This window comes from Variovorax terrae, assembly GCF_022809125.1.
GTDB lineage: Bacteria > Pseudomonadota > Gammaproteobacteria > Burkholderiales > Burkholderiaceae_C > Variovorax_A > Variovorax_A terrae.
In genome coordinates this window covers 2,183,095-2,202,481 of the sequence record NZ_JALGBI010000001.1, presented here as the reverse complement: position 1 = coordinate 2,202,481, position 19,387 = coordinate 2,183,095, and the positions used below count along the sequence as shown (strand labels likewise).

Sequence of the window (19,387 nt, the reverse complement as noted above, 5' to 3'; positions counted from 1 at the left end):
CCGCTTCGACCATGAACCATCGCAATTCTTCCCTCACGCGCCGCCTGGCGCTGGCTGCCCTGGGCGCCACGGCTACCGCGCTGGCGGCACCGGCGCTGGCCCAGGCCAGCTATCCGGCCAAGCCGATCAAGGTGATGGTGGGCTACGCGCCCGGCGGCTCGGTGGACATGGCCGCACGGGTGGTGGCCGACATCCTGGCTGCCAAGCTGGGCGGCACCGTGGTGGTCGAGAACGCGCCCGGCGCGGCCGGCGTGCTGGCGGCGCAGCGCGTGGTCAGCAGCCCGGCCGACGGCTACACGCTGCTGGCCGGCTCCAGCAACGAGATGGCTGCGACCGGTCTCGTGAACCCCGCGCAGAAGTACGACCCGCTGAAGGACTTCACGCCGCTGGGCCTGGTGGCCTATGCCCCGGTGATGCTGGTGGCCGGCCCCAAGGTGCCGGTGAAGAACATCGACGAGTTCGTCACGCTGGTCAAGCGCAACCCGGGCAAGTACAGCTACGGCAGCTCGGGCGTGGGCTCGACCCTGCACTTCGCCGGCGAGCTCATCAAGCAGCGTGCCGGCCTGTTCATGACGCACATCCCGTACCGCGGTACGGCGGCGCTGACCAGCGACCTCGTGGGCGGCGCGCTCGACTTCGCGATCGTCTCGCCCACGGCCGCGGCGCCGTTCATCCAGTCGGGCCGGCTCACACCCCTGGGCGTCACCTCGGCCAAGCGCTTTCCCACGTTGCCGCAGGTGCCTGCGCTGGCTGAGCACCCTCAGCTCAAGGGCTACGAGCTCACGGGCTGGTTTGCGCTGGCGGCTCCCAAGGGCCTGCCCGCGGACGTGGCCCAGCGCCTGGCCGCTGCGCTCAAGGCCGGCCTGGCCGAGCCGGCCTACCGGCGCCGCCTGGAAGAGGGCGGTTCGCTGCCGGCTTCGGGCAGCGAAGACCTGGCGCGCACCATGCGCGAGGACATCGGCAAATACGAGGGGCTGGTCAAGTTCGCGAACATGCGCGAGTGAGCGCGGCGATGCAGAAACACGAAAGGGGCCGCAAGGCCCCTTTCTTCGTGACGCTGCACGGCGCGATTCTCAGCCCTTCGCGGCCTGCGCTTCGCGTTCGGCCGCCTCCAGCGTGTTGACCAGCAGCATGGTGACCGTCATCGGGCCGACGCCGCCCGGCACCGGGGTGATCCAGCCGGCGACTTCCTTGACGTTTGCGAAATCCACGTCGCCGCAGAGCTTGCCCTGCTCGTTGCGGTTCATGCCCACGTCGATCACCACCGCTCCGGGTTTCACCATGTCGGCCGTCAGCGTGTTGCGCCGGCCGACGGCGGCGACGACCACGTCGGCCTGCAGCGTGTGGGCCTTGAGGTTCTGCGTGGCGCTGTGGCAGATGGTGACGGTGGCGTTCTTCTGCAGCAGCATCAGGGCCATGGGCTTGCCCACGTTGTTGCTGCGGCCGATCACCACGGCATGCTTGCCGCGCAGGTCGATGCCGGTGCTCTCCAGCAGCTTGATGCAGCCGTAGGGCGTGCAGGACCAGAAGCCGGGCATGCCGGTCATGAGCGCGCCGGCGCTGGCGATGTGGAAGCCGTCCACGTCCTTGGCCGGCGAGATGGATTCGATCACCTTGTGCGCGTCGATGTGCGCTGGCAGCGGCAGCTGCACCAGGATGCCGTGGATGGCCGGGTCGCGGTTGAGCGCCTCGACGCGCGCGAGCAGCGCGGCCTCGCTCAGGCCGGCGTCGTATTTTTCGAGCACCGAGTGCAGGCCGGCCTCCTGGCAGGCCTGGACCTTCTTGCCGACGTAGACCTGGCTGGCCGGGTCCTCGCCCACGAGAATCACGGCCAGGCCGGGCGTGACGCCGCGGGTCTTGAGGGCTGCGGTGCGCTGCGCCACGTCGGCGCGCAATTGCTTGGCAACGGCGTTGCCATCGATGAGTTGAGCGGTCATGTTTCGATTTCCAAGTAAAAACGCCCGGTAGTCCAGGAACCACGGGCGTATCGTGCTATTGAATCTGTAGCGTCAGGATTTGGGCGCGTTCTGTCCCAGGGCGATCTTGAGCAGGTCGGCCACGGTGTTGGCGTTGAGCTTTTCCATGATGTTGGCGCGGTGCGCCTCCACCGTCTTGATGCTGATGCCCAGGTCGTCGGCGATCTGCTTGTTCAGGCGGCCGGCCACGATGCGCTCCAGCACCTGGGCCTCGCGGCTGGTGAGCTTGGACAGCAGCGCGTCGCGGCTGGCGGCGCTCTGGTACTCGGCGAAGGCGCCCTTGGCGTGGTCCAGCATGCGCTCGACCAGGCCCACGAGTTCCTCTTCCTTGAAGGGCTTCTGGATGAAGTCCATCGCGCCCTTCTTCATGGTGTTGACGGCCATCGGCACGTCGCCGTGGCCGGTGATGAAGACGATGGGCAGGGGGGAGCGGCGTTCCAGCAACCGGTCCTGCAGCTCCAGCCCGGTCATGCCGCCCATGCGGATGTCGACGATCAGGCAGGCCACCTCGCGCGGGTCGTAGCGGCTCAGGAAGGATTCGGCGGAGTCGAAGCAGCGAACCCGGTAGTCCTTGCCTTCGAGCAGCCATTGCAGCGAATCGCGCACGGCCTCGTCGTCGTCCACCACATAGACCGTGCCTTTTTTCGGGATCAAGCTCATGCAGTTACCTTGGCGTTCCTTGTTGCGACTGAATCCGTGGCGTCGGACACCGGAATCCAGAAGGAGAAGCGGCATCCTGCTATCTCCGCTCCATTGTAGAGGTTCTCGGCATGCATCCGGCCCTGGTGCGACTCGACGATGCTGCGGCACAGGTTGAGGCCGATGCCCATGCCTTCGGCCTTGGTCGAGAAGAAGGCCTCGTAGAGGCGCTCCATCACCTCGGGCGCCAGGCCCTGGCCCGAATCGAGCACGGAAAACTCCACCACCGGCAGTTCGTCGAGGTGCTTGGGGATGACGCGCAGCTCCACGCTGCGCCGTGCCGCGGGCCGCTGGGCGTTGTCGATCGACTCGGCCGCGTTCTTGAGCAGGTTGACCAGCACCTGCTCGATCAGGATCGGGTCGACCATCAGCCTGGGCAGGCGCGCGGCCACGTAGTGGGACAGGCGCACGTTGCGCCGGCGCAGCTCGATGTCGGCCAGCTCCACGGCCTCGTCCACGATGTCGCCCACGCTGGACAGCGTGCGGTTGGGTTCGCTGCGCTTCACGAAGGAGCGGATGCGCTGGATGATCTGGCCCGCGCGCTGGGCCTGGCGGGCGGTCTTTTCGAGCGCGGCCAGCAGGTCGTCCTCGGCGATCTGCTTGCCCCGGATGCGCGAGACCATGCCATTGCAGTAGTTGCTGATGGCGGTCAGCGGCTGGTTGAGCTCGTGCGCCACGCTGGACGCCATCTCGCCCATGGTGATGAGGCGGCTGGCCGACTGGGCACGCTCGGCCTGCGCGGCGGACTGTTCCTCGGCATGGCGGCGCGGCGTGATGTCGGTGGCGATCACCATCTGCGCCAGGCGCCCGTCCACCCAGTTGAGGTAGCGCGAGCGCACCTCGAGCCACTTGCCGAGCTCGGGCACGAAGATCTCGGCGTTCTCGCTCTGCGCCGCCGTCAGCGGGCCGGTCGGCAGCCCGGCGAAGGAGTCCACGTCGTCCAGCGACTCGTCGCTCGGCGCGCGGGTGGGCACGCCGGCCTGCGCCACCAGCTGCAGGTGGCCCGCGGTCTGCGAGCCGAACCACAGGCGGTACAGCTTGTTGGCGAACAGCAGCTCCTCGCTGCCCAGCGGCGCCACCGAGACCGAGGCGTCGAGCGCCTCCAGCACGGTGGTGAAGCGCTCGTAGGAGGCGGAGAGCTGCTCGCGGATGCGGTTGGGCTCGGTGATGTCGGTCATCGAGGTCATCCAGCCGGTCTGGTGGCCCCGGGCGTCGATCAGCGGCGACATGTACATGCGCGCGTCGAAGACCGAGCCGTTCTTGCGCTTGACCCGCACCTGGAAGCCGCCGGCCGTGGTGTTGCCGCTCAGCTCGTTGGTCAGGCGCTCGGCCAGCGATTCGCGGTCGGTCTCGGGCCAGTAAGGGAAGGGCGGGGTGCGGCCCACCAGCTCGCCCTCGCTCCAGCCCGTCATCTGGCAGAACGCGGCATTGACGTAGGTGATGCGGCCCTGCATGTCGAGCGCCCGCATGCCGGTGAGCATGGAGTTCTCCATGGCGCGGCGGAAGTTGGTTTCCGACACCAGCGCCTGCTGCGCCTGCAGCCGCTTGCGCGTGTGGCGCCAGGTGCCGATCAGCATCCAGGCGGTGAGCACGCTCAGCGCGCCGACCAGCCAGAACAGGCCGTTGCCGATCAGGCCCAGCGAGGTGCGGTAGGCCTGCGCCCGGATGATCAGGCCGTTGCCCACGGGCGAGACCGGCACCTCGTACTCGTTGGCCTGCGTGCCCCAGGGCAGCAGGCTGGTGGCGGGGTTGCGGGTCGCCGGCACCGTGTTGCCGGCCAGCAGGCGGCCCTTGCCGTCGAGCAGGGCGACGGCGTATTTGGACGACACCTCGGTGGGCACGCCGTAGCGCAGCAGGCCGTCGATCGAATACTCGCCGAGGACGACGCCGGCAAAGCGGCCCTGGTCGCTCAAGGGAATGTGCAGCTGCAGCAGGGCCGGCTGGTCCGGGTTGGCGGCGGGCTGCGAGAACACGGGCTGCTGCATGTCGCGCGCGAGGCTGTAGATGACCTCGGTGTCGCCCATGCGCAGCACGTCGCCGGCCACGCGCTGCTGGCTGGAGCTGACGCTCGGCGCCGAGTAGCTGGCCGTGATGCGGCGGCGGTCGTCGATCCAGGTGACTTCCTGCAGCTCGGGGTACTGGCTCACCAGCGACTCGGCGCGGCCCATGAAGTCCTCGGGGTCGATCTCCCGGTTGGAGATGTCGCGCGCGATGCGCATGAGCTGCTCCTGGCGCTCGAGCAGGCGCAGGCGCACGCGCTGCTGGGCGTACTCGACATCGCGCTTGACCGCCTCCTGCTCGCGGTCCACTTCCTCCAGCCGCAGGTACCAGAAGGCGGCAATGATGGCGGCCAGGAACAGCAGCACGGCCGACAGCGGAGCCAGCATGGCGACGCGGTCCTGGCGCGTCGGCGGCTGGCGGCGCCACCAGCGGCGCCACCAGGCAAGAGGCCGGATCACCAGGGTGTCCGGCTCGGGAACGGGAGCAGGGGAGGGCATGCTCCGAGTGTAGGGGACGCACCTTCCGGGCTGGGCAATCAGGGCCTGCCGGCAGGGTTTTCGTAAATCACAATGTGAAATTGATAGGCACTATTTGAAATTTCAAGAAATTGTGAGAAACTTAGATGTGCCGTACTAAATTACGTGAAATTATCAGGAGACAAGCATGTCAGCCGTACCCGACAACCTGTTCGGCTCTGCCGCCAATGACGCGGACAGCCAGGAAACCCGCGAGTGGATGGACGCCCTGTCCGCCGTGATCGAAAGCGAAGGCCCCGAACGCGCCCACTTTCTGCTGGAGCAACTGCTCGAGCATGCCCGCCAGAGCAGCATCGACATGCCGTTCTCGGCCAACACGGGCTATGTCAACACCATCGAGGCGGCCCAGGAAGAGCGCTCGCCCGGCAACCTCGAATTCGAAGGGCGCCTGCGCGCCTACATGCGCTGGAACGCCATGGCCATGGTGGTCAAGGCGAACCGCCACCACCCGCCCGAAGGCGGCGACCTGGGCGGCCACATCGGCTCCTTCGCCTCGCTGGCCAACCTGTTCGGCGCCGGCTTCAACCATTTCTGGCATGCCGAGAGCGAGAACCACGGCGGCGACTGCCTCTACATCCAGGGCCACGTGTCGCCCGGCGTCTATGCGCGCGCCTACCTCGAAGGCCGCCTGACCGAGGAGCAACTGCTCAACTTCCGCCAGGAAGTGGACGGCAAGGGCCTGTCCAGCTACCCGCACCCCAAGCTGATGCCCGAGTTCTGGCAGTTCCCCACCGTCTCGATGGGCCTGGGCCCGCTGATGGCGATCTACCAGGCGCGCTTCCTCAAGTACCTGCACGCGCGCGGCATCGCCAACACCGAGAACCGCAAGGTCTGGGTGTTCTGCGGCGACGGCGAGATGGACGAAGTGGAATCGCTGGGCGCCATCGGCCTGGCCGCGCGCGAGAAGCTCGACAACCTGATCTTCGTCATCAACTGCAACCTGCAGCGCCTGGACGGCCCGGTGCGCGGCAACGGCAAGATCATCCAGGAGCTGGAGAGCGAATTCCGCGGCTCGGGCTGGAACGTGCTCAAGCTGATCTGGGGCAAGGGCTGGGACGATCTGCTGGCGCGCGACAAGGACGGCGCGCTGCGCAAGATCATGATGGAGTGCAACGACGGCGACTACCAGTCGTTCAAGGCCAACGACGGCGCCTACGTGCGCAAGCATTTCTTCGGCCGCGACCCGCGCACGCTGGAGATGGTTGCCAAGATGAGCGACGACGAGATCTGGAACCTGCGCCGCGGCGGCCACGACTCGCAGAAGGTGTATGCCGCCTTCCATGCGGCCGTCAAGCACGAAGGCCAGCCCACGGTGCTGCTGATCAAGACCGTCAAGGGCTTCGGCATGGGCAAGATCGGCGAGGGCAAGAACACCGTCCACCAGACCAAGAAGCTCGGCGACGAGGACATCAAGGCCTTCCGCGACCGCTTCAACATCCCGATTCCCGACAGCCAGATCGCCGACCTGCCGTTCTACAAGCCGGCCGACGACACGCCTGAGATGAAGTACCTGCACGAGCGCCGCAAGGCCCTGGGCGGCTACCTGCCGCACCGCCGCACCAAGGCCGACGAGAGCTTCACCGTGCCCTCGCTCGAAACCTTCAAGGCCGTGCTCGAGCCCACGCCCGAGGGCCGCGAGATCTCCACCACGCAGGCCTATGTGCGCTTCCTCACGCAGCTGCTGCGCGACCAGGCGCTGGGCCCGCGCGTGGTGCCCATCCTGGTGGACGAGGCGCGCACCTTCGGCATGGAAGGCCTGTTCCGCCAGATCGGCATCTACAACCCCGCGGGGCAGCAGTACACGCCGGTCGACAAGGATCAGGTCATGTACTACAAGGAAGACAAGGCCGGCCAGATCCTGCAGGAAGGCATCAACGAAGCCGGCGGCATGAGCAGCTGGATCGCGGCGGCCACCAGCTACAGCACCAGCAACCGCATCATGGTGCCGTTCTACGTGTACTACTCGATGTTCGGCTTCCAGCGCATCGGCGACCTGGCCTGGGCGGCCGGCGACATGCAGGCGCGCGGCTTCCTGCTGGGCGGCACCTCCGGGCGCACCACGCTCAACGGCGAAGGCCTGCAGCATGAGGACGGCCACAGCCACATCCTGGCCAACACCATCCCCAACTGCGTGAGCTACGACCCGACCTTCGCGCACGAAGTTGCGGTGATCCTGCACCATGGCCTGAAGCGCATGGTCGAGAAGCAGGACAACGTCTACTACTACCTCACGCTGCTCAACGAGAACTACGCCATGCCCGGCCTCACGCCCGGCACCGAGGAGCAGATCATCAAGGGCATGTACCTGTGCAAGGAAGGCGCCAAGCTCACCCCGCGCGTGCAGCTGCTGGGCTCGGGCACCATCCTGCGCGAGAGCCTGTTCGCGCAGGAACTGCTCGAGAAGGACTGGGGCGTGGCCGCCAACGTCTGGAGCTGCCCGAGCTTCAACGAGCTCACGCGCGACGGCCAGGACGCCGAGCGCTGGAGCCTGCTGCACCCGACCGAGAAGGCACGCGTGCCGTTCGTGAGCCAGCAGCTCGAGAAGCATGCCGGCCCGGTGGTGGCGTCCACCGACTACATGAGGGCCTACGCCGAGCAGATCCGCCCCTTCATCCCCAAGGGCCGCACCTACAAGGTGCTGGGCACCGACGGCTTCGGGCGCAGCGATTTCCGCAGCAAGCTGCGCGAGCACTTCGAGGTCAACCGCCACTACATCGTGGTGGCGGCCCTCAAGGCGCTCAGCGAGGAAGGCACCGTGCCGGTGGCCAAGGTGGCCGAGGCGATCCAGAAATACGGCATCAACACCGAAAAACGCAACCCGTTGTACGCCTAACCCCCTGCGGAGACAGACATGGCATTGGTAGAAATCAAGGTACCGGACATCGGGGACTTCGACGAGGTCTCGGTCATCGAGCTGCTGGTCAAGCCCGGCGACACGGTCAAGGCGGAGCAGTCGCTGATCACGGTGGAGTCCGACAAGGCGTCGATGGAGATTCCGTCGAGCACGGCCGGCGTGGTCAAGGAGCTGCGGGTCCAGCTCGGCGACAAGGTCAAGGAGGGCTCGGTCGTGCTGCTGCTGGAGGCCGCCGGCGCCGCCCCCGCGGCCGCCGCCCCGGTTTCAGAGTCAAAACCGGCGGAGGTCCAGGTGCAGCGGTCATCGGCTGCTACGAATTCAGGAGCACCTGCGGCTGCGCCGAGCGGCCCGGTGGAGGTGCGTGTGCCCGACATCGGCGACTTCAAGGACGTGGCGGTGATCGAGCTGCTGGTCAAGCCCGGCGACGCCATCAAGGCCGAGCAGTCGCTGATCACGGTGGAGTCGGACAAGGCCTCGATGGAAATCCCTTCGTCGGCCGCCGGCGTGCTCAAGGAGCTCAAGGTCAAGATCGGCGACAAGGTCAACATCGGTGATCTCGTGGCCGTGCTTGAAGGCACGGCCGCCGCTGCGGCGGCGCCGGCCCCGGCCCCGGCGCCTGCCGCCGCGGCTCCGGCATCGGCCGCAACTGCAGCAGCCGCAGCGCCGGCGGTGGCCGCCGCTGCCGCGCCGCAGCCCGCGCACGACCCGACGGCGCCGCAGGGCCACCTGCCGCATGCCTCGCCCTCGGTGCGCAAGTTCGCGCGCGAGCTGGGCGTGCCGCTGCAGGAAGTCAAGAGCAGCGGCCCCAAGGGCCGCATCACGCAGCAGGACGTGCAGAACTTCACCAAGGCGGTGATGGCCGGCGCGGCGCGCACCCAGGCCGCGGCCGCCAAGGCTCCCGCGGCGGGCGGCGGCGCGGGGCTGGACCTGCTGCCCTGGCCCAAGGTGGATTTCGCCAAGTTCGGCGCCATCGAGCGCAAGGACCTGTCGCGCATCAAGAAGATCAGCGGCGCCAACCTGCACCGCAACTGGGTGATGATCCCGCACGTCACCAACAACGACGAAGCCGACATCACCGAGCTCGAAGCCTTCCGCGTGGCCACCAACAAGGAGAACGAGAAGTCGGGCATCAAGGTCACGATGCTGGCCTTCGTGATCAAGGCGGTGGTCTCGGCGCTGAAGAAGTTCCCCGAGTTCAATGCCAGCCTGGACGGCGACGCGCTGGTCTACAAGCAGTACTTCCACATCGGCTTCGCGGCCGACACGCCCAACGGCCTGATGGTGCCGGTGCTGCGAGATGCCGACAAGAAGGGCATCCTGCAAATCAGCCAGGAGATGGGCGAGCTCGCGAAGAAGGCGCGCGACGGCAAGCTCGGGCCGGCCGACATGACCGGCGGCTGCTTCTCGATCAGCTCGCTTGGCGGCATCGGCGGCACGCACTTCACGCCCATCATCAACGCGCCCGAAGTCGCGATCCTGGGCCTGTCCAAGGGCCAGATGAAGCCGGTGTGGGACGGCAAGCAGTTCGTGCCGCGCCTGGCGCTGCCGCTGTCGCTGTCGTACGACCACCGCGTGATCGACGGCGCCGCGGCCGCGCGCTTCAACGCCTACCTGGGCCAGGTCCTCGCCGACTTCCGCAGGGTACTGCTTTGAACACCCCCAGGCTGCGCTTCGCTGCGCCTCCCCCCTTGCAGGGGGCAACACCAGCGGCCCGGCAGAGCCGGTTCCGCGGTGCTACTGGCAATGGCTTCGCTGCGCTTGCCTTTGGAGTACGCGCATGACGACGGTCGTGGTGGTGAAGAAGGCCGGGCAGGTGGCGATCGCCGCCGACACGCTCGTGACCTTCGGCGACACCCGGCTGGCGCACCGCTTCGAGGACAACGGCAAGATCTTCAAGGTGGACGCGCCCGCCGGCATGAGCTACGTCGGCATGGCCGGCACGGTGGCGCACTTCCCGGTGCTGCGCAAGGCCATGACGGCGCTGCCCCGGGAGCAGCTCAAGCTCGGCAGCAAGGACGAGGTGTTCGACACCTTCACGCGGCTGCACCCGCTGCTCAAGGAAACCTTCTTCCTGCAGACCAAGGAAGAGGACAACGATCCCTATGAGTCGAGCCAGTTCAGCGTCGTGATTGCCAACGGCACCGGCATCTACGGCCTGTACAGCTACCGCGAGGTGTTCGAGTTCAAGGAGTTCTGGGGCATCGGCTCGGGGCGCAGCTTTGCGCTCGGGGCCATGCACGCGGTCTGGGGCAAGGCCAAGACCGCCCGCGAGGTGGCCGAAGCCGGCCTGCGCGCCGGCTGCGAGTTCGACAAGAACTCGGCCGGTCCCTTCGATGTATTCACGATCAAACTGAAAGGTTCCAAATGAGCCTGATTGAAATCAAGGTGCCGGACATCGGCGATTTTTCCGAAGTGACCGTCATCGAGCTGCTGGTCAAGCCCGGCGACAGCATCCGGCCCGAGCAGTCGCTCGTGACGGTGGAGTCCGACAAGGCCTCGATGGAGATCCCGTCGTCGCACGGCGGCGTGGTGAAGGAGCTGCGCGTCAAGCTCGGTGACAAGGTGGCCGAAGGCTCGGTGCTGCTGGTGCTGGAGGCGCAGGGCGCCGCAGCGGCCGCGGCGCCGGCCTCCGCCCCGGTTTCACAGCCAAAACAGGCGGAGGTCCAGGTGGCTCCGTCATCGGGTGCTATCACTTCTGTAGCGTCCAGCCACACGGGCGGCGCCGACCAGGAATGCGACGTGCTGGTGCTCGGCGGCGGCCCCGGCGGCTATTCGGCAGCGTTCCGCGCGGCTGACCTTGGCCTCAAGGTGGTGCTGGTGGAGCGCTACGCCACGCTTGGCGGCGTCTGCCTGAACGTGGGCTGCATTCCGTCCAAGGCGCTGCTGCACGTGGCCGCGGTGATGGACGAGGTCAGCCATTTCGAGGCGCTGGGCGTGAGCTTCGGCAAGCCGGTGGTCAACCTGGAGAAGCTGCGCGCGCACAAGGCCAAGGTGGTGGGCAAGCTCACCGGCGGCCTCACGGCCATGGCCAAGATGCGCAAGGTCACCGTGGTGCGCGGCCACGGCGAGTTCCTCGACCCGTTCCACCTGCAGGTGCGGGAAACCAGCGGCGCGGGCCAGGAGCAGACCGGCAAGGCCCAGGTCGTCAAGTTCCGCAAGGCCATCATCGCCGCCGGCTCGCAGGCCGTGCAGCTGCCCTTCATGCCCAAGGACCCGCGCGTGGTGGACAGCACCGGCGCGCTGGACCTGGCATCCAGCCCCAAGCGCATGCTGATCCTGGGCGGCGGCATCATCGGCCTCGAAATGGGCACGGTCTACTCTACGCTGGGCGCGCGCCTGGACGTGGTGGAGATGCTCGACGGCCTGATGCAGGGCGCGGACCGCGACCTGGTCAAGGTCTGGCAGAAGATGAACGCACCGCGCTTCGACAACATCATGCTCAAGACCAAAACCGTGGGGGCCGAAGCCACGAAGGACGGCATCCTGGTCCGGTTCGAGGGAGAGCAGGCGCCCAAGGAGCCGCAACTGTATGACCTGGTGCTGCAGGCCGTGGGCCGCAGCCCCAACGGCAAGAAGATCGGCGCCGACAAGGCCGGCGTGACGGTGAGCGACCGCGGCTTCGTCCCGGTGGACATCCAGATGCGCACCAACGTGCCGCACATCTTCGCCATCGGCGACATCGTGGGCCAGCCCATGCTCGCGCACAAGGCGGTGCACGAGGCGCATGTGGCGGCCGAGGTGGCGGCCGGCGAGCTGCAGGGCAACCAGGAGCTGGCCAGCGCCGCCTTCAACGCCCGCGTGATCCCGAGCGTGGCCTACACCGACCCCGAAGTGGCCTGGGTCGGCCTGACCGAAGAGCAGGCCAAGGCGCAGGGCGTGCAGGTCAAGAAGGGCCTGTTCCCCTGGAACGCCTCGGGCCGCGCCATCGCGAATGGCCGCGACGAAGGCTTCACCAAGCTGCTGTTCGACGCCGAAACCCACCGCATCGTGGGCGGCGGCATCGTCGGCACGCATGCGGGCGACATGATCGGCGAGGTCGCGCTGGCGATCGAGATGGGCGCCGACGAAGTGGACATCGGCAAGACCATCCACCCGCACCCCACGCTGGGCGAGAGCATCGGCATGGCGGCCGAGGTGGCGCACGGCACCTGCACCGACGTGCCGCCGGCGCGCAAGTGAATCGCCGGCCGCTCAGCGGCCGGCCGACAACGGCGCCTCGATGAGCCGCGCCCGCCTTATGAAGGCGGCGCGGCTTTTTCGTCCAGGCTAGGGCTTGGGCGCCTGCTGCATCTGCAGGGCCACGGCCTCGCAGGCCTCCAGGGCCAGCCTGGCCGCCATCGGGTACTCCCGGCCCGTGCGCGACACGACCGCAATGGCGCGCTCCAGTACCATGCCGGCGGACGTCAGCTCGATGACCTCGCCGCGCAACTGCTCCGCCAGCACGAGCTGGCGCGGCACGAACGTCAGGAAGCGCCCTTCGCCCAGCAGCGACATGATCAGGGCCGCGGAAGTGGTTTCGATGGCCGCGCGCGGCGGCAGCGCCTTGGCCGCCGCGAACAGGTCCACCAGCCGATGCCAGACCATGCCGTCGCGAGGCGGTGTGATCCAGGGATAGGCCAGCAGGTCGGCGGCCTGCACGTTGCCCTTGCGGGCCAGGGGATGCGCCGCACCGCAGCAGACGACGAAGCGGTCGCGGAACAGTTCGCGCGCTTCCAGGCCCGCCGCGAGGCGATCGAAGGGGAGGTTGGTCAGCGCGAAATCGAGTTCGCCATCCACCACGTCCTGCGCCAGGCTGTCGTACAGGCCCTCGCGCACGGCAAAGGTCAGGGACGGATGGCGGGCGTGGGTCGCGGCGATGGCCAGCGGCAGGAAGCGCGGCGACAGCGCGGGCGCAACGCCCATGCGCACCTCCCCGATCTCGCCATGCTTGAGCTTCTGCAGCTCGGCGATGCAGCTATGCAGGTCGGCGCGGATGGCCTGGCCGCGCCGCGAGAGCGTCTCGGCGTACAGCGTCGGCACGAGGCCGCTGGTGGTGCGCTCGAACAGCGGCAGGCCCAGCTCCGCCTCGAGCTTGCGCACGCTCTTGCTCAGCGCCGGCTGCGACAGGCCCAGCAGGGCGGCGGCCTTGCCGAGGCTGCGCGCTTCGTAGGCGGCCAGAAAGTGATCCAGCAGCAGGTGATTCAGGGTGGCTGTCATAACTGAGGGTTTTGAGGTCATGCCTTTCAGGCTACTAGCGGATATGCCTTGGTGTGAGCATACTGCCGTCCTCATGAGCACAGCGATCCATGATTTTCGACACACTGGCCAGCCTCCGGCCATCGCCTTCGATGTGGCGGGCGAGGGTGAGCCGATCCTCTTCCTGCACGGCATCGGCGGCAACCGGCAGAACTGGGCCGGCCAGCTGGCGCACTTCGGGGCGCGCTTTCGCGCCATCAGCCTGGACTTCCGGGGTTATGGCGACAGCGCCGCGATCGAAGAGCCCTTCGAGTTCGCCGATTTCGTGGAGGACGCGCTGCGCGTGCTCGATGCGCTGGAGATCGGGCGCGCCCACGTCGTCGGGCTGTCGATGGGCGGACTGGTGGCGCAGGCGCTGTATGCCCGGGCGCCGCAGCGCGTGGCCAGCCTGTGCCTGACCGCCTGCCGCTCGGGCGCGGAGCCTGTTCTGCAGGGAGCCCGGCGCGAAGGCTTCATCAGCGCGCGCCTGGGGCCGCTCAACAGCGGCGGCCCGCAGGCGCTGGCGCAGTCCCTGGCGCCCACGCTGATCGGCCGGCAGGCGACGGCCGAGGCCCGGGAGCAGGTGATGGCGAGCCTGGGCAAGCTGCGCCCGGACTCCTATCTCAAGATCATGGAGGCCCGCATGCGCATCGCGCCTTTTCTGGACCCCGCGACGGTGGCCGTGCCCGTGCTGGTGATCGGCTCGGATGAAGACACGGTCGCGCCGCTGGCGCAGATGCGCGATCTGGCGGCTTCCATCCCGCAGGCGCAGCTCGCCGTCATCGGCGGTGCCGGCCATCTGGTGAACATCGAGAAGCCGCAGGAATTCAACCACGCGCTGCTGGCATTCCTCGGCGGGGCGGCCGCCGAGGCCCGGCCGCGCACCGGGGTGGAGGCCCGAATCGCATGAGCAAGACCACCATGAGCATGGGGCGCCGCATCGTTGAACTGCTGCGTCAGGAGGGCGTGCAAGCCGTGTTCTCGCAAGGCGACATCACCACGCGCGACGTCCTGCTGCACGCCGAGCGTGCCGGCCTGCAGGTCGTCGGTCCGCGCCACGAGGCGGCGGCCGTGTTCAGCGCCATGGGCTACTACGCGGTCACGGGCCGGCCGCAGGCGGCATTCGGCGCCATGGGGCCCGGCGTGGCGAACCTGCTGCCGGCCGCGGTCGCCGCGTCGCAAGAGCATGTGCCGGTGCTGATCTTCGGCGCGCGGCGTCACCAGGGAGCGGCCCATGCGGTGCGCCGGGGGCAATGGCTGTCCGCGCCCATGGAGCCGCTGTTCGCGCAGATCTGCAAGTTCGCCACCGTCGTGCGGCACCCGGCCGAGATCGACGACGCGGTGCGGCAGGCCTTCCGCCAGGCGCTCGCCGGCACGCCGGGGCCGGTGTACATCGAGTACGACAGCATGATGCATGTGCAGGAGTGGGACTACCCCCCGCTGCAGCCGCCCGGCAGCTACCGTGCCGGGCCGCAGGCGGCCTCGGAATCCTCGGTGCTGGCCGCCGCCGCGCTGCTCAAGGGGGCCTCGCTGCCGCTGCTGCTGGCGGGCGAGGCGGTGCAACACCATCGCTGCCAGGCGGCCCTGATCGCACTGGCGGAGAAGCTCGGCTGCCCGGTCGTGACGACCTTCGCCGGCAGCGGCCTGATTCACGCTGGCCATCCGCAGGCGCTGCTGTTCCAGGGGCAGGCTGCGCAGGAGGTCATCGCCGAGTCGGACCTGCTGCTGGCGGTGGGCACCTGTTTGCCCGAGAACACCAACTATGGCCGGCTCATGGCGTTCGCGCAGAACGAGGCCCGGCGCAAGGTGATCGTGCTGGAGCCGGATCTCGCAGCCATCGGTGTGAACCGGCCGGTGGATGTGGCCGTGGTCGGCGACCTGCCGCTCACCCTCGCGCAGCTGCATGCCGCGCTGGGCGAGCCGCGCCCCAGCCATCCTCGGCTGCCCGGCTGGAAACAGCAGCAGGCCGATGAGCACGAGGCGGCGCTGGCGGCGATTCCCGACCGCGGCGCGCTGCACCCTTCGCGCATGATGCTGGAGGCCCGGCATGCCGTTCCCGACGAGGCCTCGATCGTGCTCGACGGCGGCCTGACCATCTTCTACCAGCATGCGTTCTTCGAAAAGCGCGGTGCCGATTTCGTCTACGGCGCCCACTACTCCCACCTGGGCTGCGGGCTGCCGCAGGCCGTCGGCGTGCAGCTGGCCCAGGGGCGCGATCGCCCGGTCTGCCTGATCACCGGGGACGGCGCCCTGGGCTTTCACTTCATGGAGCTGGAGACGGCCGTGCGGCACCAGTTGCCGATCGTGGTGCTCGTGAACGATGACCACGCGCTTGGCGCCGAGATGGCAGCGCACATGCAGCACATCGGACACCCGATCGAGGTGCGCTTCGCGCCGGTGCGCTACGACAGGATGATGGAAGCCATGGGCGGGCATGGCGAGTACGTGGAGCGGGTGGAAGACCTGCAGCCCGCGATCCGGCGCGCCTTCGCCAGCGGCAAGACGGCGCTGGTGCAGGTGATCACCGACCCCGAAGCCAGCCATCGCGAGCCGCACCCCTTCGCGGCGGCCCGCGCCAGCTGGATCAACGCCGATGTGCAGGATCGCTATGGACGCTGAAGCACTGCAACAGGCGCTGGCGCGCCAGCGCCGCGCTTTCGCCGCCGATGGTTTTCCCGATGCGCATACCCGCATCGAGCGGCTGGACCGGATGGCGGCCATGGTGCTGGCGCATGCCGAGGAGATCGTGGCCGCGCTGTCCCTTGACTTCGGCAACCGCTCGCCGCATGCCACCCGCACCGGCGACGTGCTCGGCGCCGTGGCGGCGATCCGCTACAACCGCGACAACCTGAGCCGCTGGATGGCACCCACGCCCATCGCACTGCCCGAGCCGATGGAGCGGGAAGGCGCGCGCGCCGAAGTGCGCTGCCAGCCGCTGGGGGTCATCGGTGCCATCGTGCCCTGGAACGGGCCGGTGCTGATGGGCGTGCTGGCCGCTGCCGGCGCGCTGGCAGCGGGCAACCGCCTGATGCTCAAGGTGCCCGAGCTGACCCCGCGCGCATCCGTGCTGCTGGAGCGCATGTTCGCGGGCAGCTTCGCGCCCGAAGAGGTCTGCGTGGTGCAAGGCGATGTGGCCACGGGGGCCGCCTTCAGCCGGCTGCGCTTCGATCACCTGCTGTTCACCGGCTCCCTGGCCACCGCGCGCCATGTCGCCCGTGCGGCGGCCGAACAGCTGGTGCCCGTCACCCTGGAGCTGGGCGGGCGCAACCCGGTGATCGTCGGGCGCAGCGCCGACATCGAACTCGCAGCGGCGCGGCTCGTCACCGGCAAGATGGCTTCCGCCGGCCAGGTGTGCGTGTCTCCCGACTACGTTCTGGTGCCGCGCGGCAGCGTGCAGGCGATGGTGGACGCCATGGCCGCACAGGCAGCCCGTCTCTATCCCACGCTGCTGGACAACGACGACTACACCGCCATCGCCTCGCCGGCGCATTTTGCGCGGTTGCGGCGCCTGCTGGAAGATGCGCGGCTGAAGGGCGCCCGGGTCCTGGAGATCAACCCTGCGGGCGAAGCCGTGTGGGACAGTGCGCAGCGGAAGTTTCCCCTGTGCCTGCTCACCGGCGTGACGCCCGACATGCGGGTGCTGCAGGAGGAAAGCTTCGGCCCGCTGCTCTGCATTCTTCCCTACGACTCTCTGGAGGAAGCCCTCGCCGTGGTCGCCGAGCAGCCGTCGCCGCTGTCGGCCTACTACTTCGGCAGCGATCCGGTGGAGCAGGAGAGCGTGGTCGAGCGCGTGGTTGCCGGCAACATGGTGGTCAACGACGTGCGCTGCCAGCTGTTCTTCGAGCAGTTGCCGTTCGGCGGCGTCGGGGCCAGCGGCATGGGCCGCTACCGGGGGCACGAAGGCTTCAAGACCTTCAGCAACGCCAAGACCGTTGTCCACCAGATGCCGGGCGATGCGCTGCTCGCGCAGCAGCGCCCGCCCTTTTCCGAAGCCTCCCGGGATGCCGTCAAGGCCCAGGTGGCTGCGCTTAGCCCGCACTTTTGAGTTCACCCCCCACAACACCCACAGCCAGGAGACAAACCATGATGATCTTTCGCGCCATCGCTGCGATGGCCTGCACCGCCGCAGCCTGCGTCGCCTTCGCCCAGGACTACCCCCAGCAGCCGATCAAGGTCGTTCTGCCCTTCACGGCGGGGGGCGGAACGGACAGCGTCACGCGCATCATCACGGAGCCGCTGGGCAAGCTGCTGGGGCAAAGCGTGGTCATCGACTACAAGGCCGGCGGCAACACCATCATCGGCGCGCAGGCTGTGGCCACCGCCCGGCCGGATGGGTACACCTTTCTTGCCACCATGGACATGACCGCCACCATCCTGCCGGCGGTCTACAGCAAGCTGCCCTTCGACCCGGCGAAGGACCTGATGCCGGTGGCCCTGCTGGCCCAGGTGCCGGCCCTGTTCGTGGCGCATCCCAGCGTGCCTGCCCGCAACCTCAAGGAGCTGGTGGAATACAGCAAACGCCATCCGGGGAAGCTCAACTACGGCTCGGCCGTCCTCTACGGGCAGGTCCTCGGGCAGCAGTTGAAGGGCGTCAGCGGGCTGAGCTACACCTATGTGCCCTACAAGGGCGCCCCTGAGGCGGTGCAGGCGCTGCTGGGCGGGCACCTGGACTTCATGATGCTGGACATCGCGACGGGCCTCAACTTCCTGAAGGACGGGCGGCTGAAGGCGCTCGCGATCACGGCACCGCAGCGCTCGCCCCAACTGCCGGATGTTCCCACGGTCGGCGAGATGGGCTGGCCGGAGGTGGAGATGAGCGTGTGGTATGGGCTCTTCGCCCCAACCGGCACACCGGCTTCCGTGGTCGAGAAAGTCAACGCCGGTGTCGCGCAGGTGGTGGCTGACCCGGCGATCCGCAAGCGCCTGGCCGACCTGGGGCATGAAGTGTCACCCCTTTCGCCCGTGCAGGTGCAGGCCTTGCTGCGCAAGGACACCGCCAAGTGGACCAAGGCGGCCCGGGAGGGAAACATCCGGCTGGACTAGCAGCGCCGCTGCATCTTCAGCGGCAGTTCAACGGCAGCAGGCCGGCCGGCACCGTGGTGCGGTCCTCGCCCATCACCGTCATCTTGTCGGGTCCCTTGGCGAGCCCGCAGACCCAGGCGACCGGCACCACCGGGGCGTCTGTCACCACGGCAGGACGCAGGGACAGGACCTTGTCCTTGAGGGCGCCGCTGGCGCGGTTACCAAAGCGGACATGGATGGCGCCATCGGCTATCGTCACTGCGCTCACGTAGTTGTTGACGATCTTGTCCGCTGCCGGCAGGCCCGCCGCGGCATTGTCGGCCGGCATCGTCTGCGTGCCGCTCCAGGCCAGTGCGATCGGCCGCTTCGCGAGATCGGCCAGTGGCAGCGCTTCGGCGATCTGTCCACGCACGACGCGGTCGAGGTAGCTTGGCAGGGCGATCAGCGAGAGGATGGCAATCACCGCCACCACCACCATCAGTTCCACCAGGGTGAAGCCGCGAGCCGGCTTTGGCTGTGCGCAGCGGCGGCGCGGGAAGCAAGAGGACGGCATGGAGATCGGGGCCCGGTGGAATGACCGCGCCACTTTACACGCGAATGCACGCGAACCGGCTGGAGCTCCGGCCACGGGGCTGCCCGCAGAATCGCAGCGCTCCGAGGCCGCGCCCCGGTGGCGGGCTTTCGCCCGCCACCGCCTACTTCAGCGTCTTGAGGTAGGCAACCAGGTCGGCGCGCTGCTTGGCGTCAGACACGCCGGAAAACGGCATCACATTGCCGGGGATGGCCTTTTGCGGATCGGCGAGGTAGGCATCGAGGGTCTTCTCATCCCACGCATAGCCCGCCGCCTTCATGGCGCGGCTGTAGCGGAAGCCGGGAAAGATGCCGGCCTTGCGGCCGTCGATGCCCTGCAGGCTGGGGCCGGCGCCATTGCTGCCGTCGATCGAATGGCAGGCCGCGCATTGCGCGAAGGCCGTCTTGCCGGCCGCTGCATCCTGGGCATGGCCGGAGTGGAATGCCAGCGCGAGTGCGCCGGCCGCGAGCAGTTGGAGTGAGGGGGTGAGGCTCATGGGCTTGCTTTCTGGTCG

General features: G+C 68.3%; 15 protein-coding genes. 9 read left to right on the top strand and 6 right to left on the bottom strand.

Translation table 11 applies throughout. The features are described from left to right. Positions 1–11: 11 nt before the first annotated feature. Positions 12–1,004, top strand: coding sequence for a Bug family tripartite tricarboxylate transporter substrate binding protein (locus MMF98_RS10370; RefSeq protein ID WP_243306193.1), 993 nt, complete (start codon positions 12–14; stop codon positions 1,002–1,004). 69 nt (positions 1,005–1,073) lie between these two features. Here the strand turns inward: MMF98_RS10370 and folD are convergent, their stop codons facing one another. The 3 genes from folD to MMF98_RS10355 form a co-directional block, all read right to left on the bottom strand. Further along, entirely contained in the window at positions 1,074–1,937 is an 864-nt protein-coding gene (gene folD, locus MMF98_RS10365) for a bifunctional methylenetetrahydrofolate dehydrogenase/methenyltetrahydrofolate cyclohydrolase FolD (protein ID WP_243306192.1), read from the bottom strand. 72 nt (positions 1,938–2,009) lie between these two features. Next, positions 2,010–2,636, bottom strand: a complete 627-nt coding sequence (locus tag MMF98_RS10360) for a response regulator transcription factor (RefSeq protein WP_243306191.1) — start codon at positions 2,634–2,636, stop codon at positions 2,010–2,012. Beyond that, the gene (locus MMF98_RS10355) at positions 2,633–5,173 is read right to left on the bottom strand and encodes a PAS domain S-box protein (RefSeq protein WP_243306190.1); all 2,541 of its coding nucleotides are present in this window, start codon (positions 5,171–5,173) and stop codon (positions 2,633–2,635) included. The genes MMF98_RS10360 and MMF98_RS10355 overlap by 4 nt, the downstream gene beginning before the upstream one ends. A gap of 166 nt (positions 5,174–5,339) precedes the next feature. Between MMF98_RS10355 and aceE the strand changes: the two genes are divergently transcribed. From aceE to lpdA, 4 genes are all read left to right on the top strand, one after another. Next, a complete protein-coding gene (aceE, locus tag MMF98_RS10350) occupies positions 5,340–8,045 on the top strand; it encodes a pyruvate dehydrogenase (acetyl-transferring), homodimeric type (RefSeq protein ID WP_243306189.1) in 2,706 nt (901 codons plus the stop codon). A gap of 18 nt (positions 8,046–8,063) precedes the next feature. Further along, positions 8,064–9,719 (top strand): dihydrolipoyllysine-residue acetyltransferase, encoded by a 1,656-nt coding sequence (gene aceF / locus MMF98_RS10345; RefSeq protein ID WP_243306188.1) that lies wholly within the window; start codon positions 8,064–8,066, stop codon positions 9,717–9,719. A gap of 124 nt (positions 9,720–9,843) precedes the next feature. Beyond that, positions 9,844–10,434 carry an Ntn hydrolase family protein gene (locus MMF98_RS10340; protein ID WP_243306187.1) on the top strand — a complete coding sequence of 197 codons (591 nt, stop codon included), beginning with the start codon at positions 9,844–9,846 and terminating at the stop codon, positions 10,432–10,434. Beyond that, positions 10,431–12,245: a dihydrolipoyl dehydrogenase gene (gene lpdA / locus MMF98_RS10325; RefSeq protein ID WP_279343557.1), complete on the top strand. Its 1,815-nt coding sequence runs from the start codon at positions 10,431–10,433 to the stop codon at positions 12,243–12,245. The genes MMF98_RS10340 and lpdA overlap by 4 nt, the downstream gene beginning before the upstream one ends. An 87-nt stretch (positions 12,246–12,332) precedes the next feature. Here the strand turns inward: lpdA and MMF98_RS10320 are convergent, their stop codons facing one another. After that, entirely contained in the window at positions 12,333–13,262 is a 930-nt protein-coding gene (locus MMF98_RS10320; protein WP_243306186.1) for a LysR family transcriptional regulator, read from the bottom strand. A 73-nt stretch (positions 13,263–13,335) separates the two neighbouring features. Here MMF98_RS10320 and MMF98_RS10315 point away from each other — a divergent pair, with 73 nt between their 5' ends. Genes MMF98_RS10315 through MMF98_RS10300 form a run of 4 tightly spaced genes read left to right on the top strand, consistent with a single transcriptional unit; the run spans position 13,336 to position 18,323 of the window. Next, positions 13,336–14,190, top strand: a complete 855-nt coding sequence (locus MMF98_RS10315) for an alpha/beta fold hydrolase (RefSeq protein ID WP_243306185.1) — start codon at positions 13,336–13,338, stop codon at positions 14,188–14,190. Continuing rightward, positions 14,187–15,899, top strand: coding sequence for a thiamine pyrophosphate-binding protein (locus tag MMF98_RS10310; protein ID WP_243306184.1), 1,713 nt, complete (start codon positions 14,187–14,189; stop codon positions 15,897–15,899). Before MMF98_RS10315 ends, MMF98_RS10310 begins: the two co-directional genes overlap by 4 nt. After that, positions 15,889–17,325 (top strand): aldehyde dehydrogenase family protein, encoded by a 1,437-nt coding sequence (locus MMF98_RS10305; RefSeq protein ID WP_243306183.1) that lies wholly within the window; start codon positions 15,889–15,891, stop codon positions 17,323–17,325. Before MMF98_RS10310 ends, MMF98_RS10305 begins: the two co-directional genes overlap by 11 nt. Before the next feature lie 38 nt (positions 17,326–17,363). Further along, positions 17,364–18,323, top strand: coding sequence for a Bug family tripartite tricarboxylate transporter substrate binding protein (locus MMF98_RS10300; protein WP_243306182.1), 960 nt, complete (start codon positions 17,364–17,366; stop codon positions 18,321–18,323). 16 nt (positions 18,324–18,339) lie between these two features. On the opposite strand, the gene MMF98_RS10295 is transcribed toward MMF98_RS10300, so the two are convergent. Together MMF98_RS10295 and MMF98_RS10285 are read right to left on the bottom strand one after the other, a co-directional pair. Next, positions 18,340–18,855, bottom strand: a complete 516-nt coding sequence (locus MMF98_RS10295; protein WP_279343556.1) for a pilin — start codon at positions 18,853–18,855, stop codon at positions 18,340–18,342. Between the two features lie 142 nt (positions 18,856–18,997). Then, a complete protein-coding gene (locus MMF98_RS10285) occupies positions 18,998–19,369 on the bottom strand; it encodes a c-type cytochrome (RefSeq protein ID WP_243306181.1) in 372 nt (123 codons plus the stop codon). Positions 19,370–19,387 lie beyond the last annotated feature (18 nt).

Excerpts from the sequence above, each read along its gene's own strand:
- MMF98_RS10360 (WP_243306191.1), bottom strand. The coding sequence starts at position 2,636 with ATGAGCTTGATCCCGAAAAAAGGCACGGTCTATGTGGTGGACGACGAC.
- MMF98_RS10315 (WP_243306185.1), top strand. The coding sequence starts at position 13,336 with ATGAGCACAGCGATCCATGATTTTCGACACACTGGCCAGCCTCCGGCC.
- aceE (WP_243306189.1), top strand. The coding sequence starts at position 5,340 with ATGTCAGCCGTACCCGACAACCTGTTCGGCTCTGCCGCCAATGACGCG.
- MMF98_RS10305 (WP_243306183.1), top strand. The coding sequence starts at position 15,889 with ATGGACGCTGAAGCACTGCAACAGGCGCTGGCGCGCCAGCGCCGCGCT.
- MMF98_RS10310 (WP_243306184.1), top strand. The coding sequence starts at position 14,187 with ATGAGCAAGACCACCATGAGCATGGGGCGCCGCATCGTTGAACTGCTG.
- lpdA (WP_279343557.1), top strand. The coding sequence starts at position 10,431 with ATGAGCCTGATTGAAATCAAGGTGCCGGACATCGGCGATTTTTCCGAA.
- MMF98_RS10320 (WP_243306186.1), bottom strand. The coding sequence starts at position 13,262 with ATGACAGCCACCCTGAATCACCTGCTGCTGGATCACTTTCTGGCCGCC.
- MMF98_RS10295 (WP_279343556.1), bottom strand. The coding sequence starts at position 18,855 with ATGCCGTCCTCTTGCTTCCCGCGCCGCCGCTGCGCACAGCCAAAGCCG.
- folD (WP_243306192.1), bottom strand. The coding sequence starts at position 1,937 with ATGACCGCTCAACTCATCGATGGCAACGCCGTTGCCAAGCAATTGCGC.
- MMF98_RS10355 (WP_243306190.1), bottom strand. The coding sequence starts at position 5,173 with ATGCCCTCCCCTGCTCCCGTTCCCGAGCCGGACACCCTGGTGATCCGG.
- aceF (WP_243306188.1), top strand. The coding sequence starts at position 8,064 with ATGGCATTGGTAGAAATCAAGGTACCGGACATCGGGGACTTCGACGAG.
- MMF98_RS10300 (WP_243306182.1), top strand. The coding sequence starts at position 17,364 with ATGATGATCTTTCGCGCCATCGCTGCGATGGCCTGCACCGCCGCAGCC.
- MMF98_RS10285 (WP_243306181.1), bottom strand. The coding sequence starts at position 19,369 with ATGAGCCTCACCCCCTCACTCCAACTGCTCGCGGCCGGCGCACTCGCG.
- MMF98_RS10370 (WP_243306193.1), top strand. The coding sequence starts at position 12 with ATGAACCATCGCAATTCTTCCCTCACGCGCCGCCTGGCGCTGGCTGCC.
- MMF98_RS10340 (WP_243306187.1), top strand. The coding sequence starts at position 9,844 with ATGACGACGGTCGTGGTGGTGAAGAAGGCCGGGCAGGTGGCGATCGCC.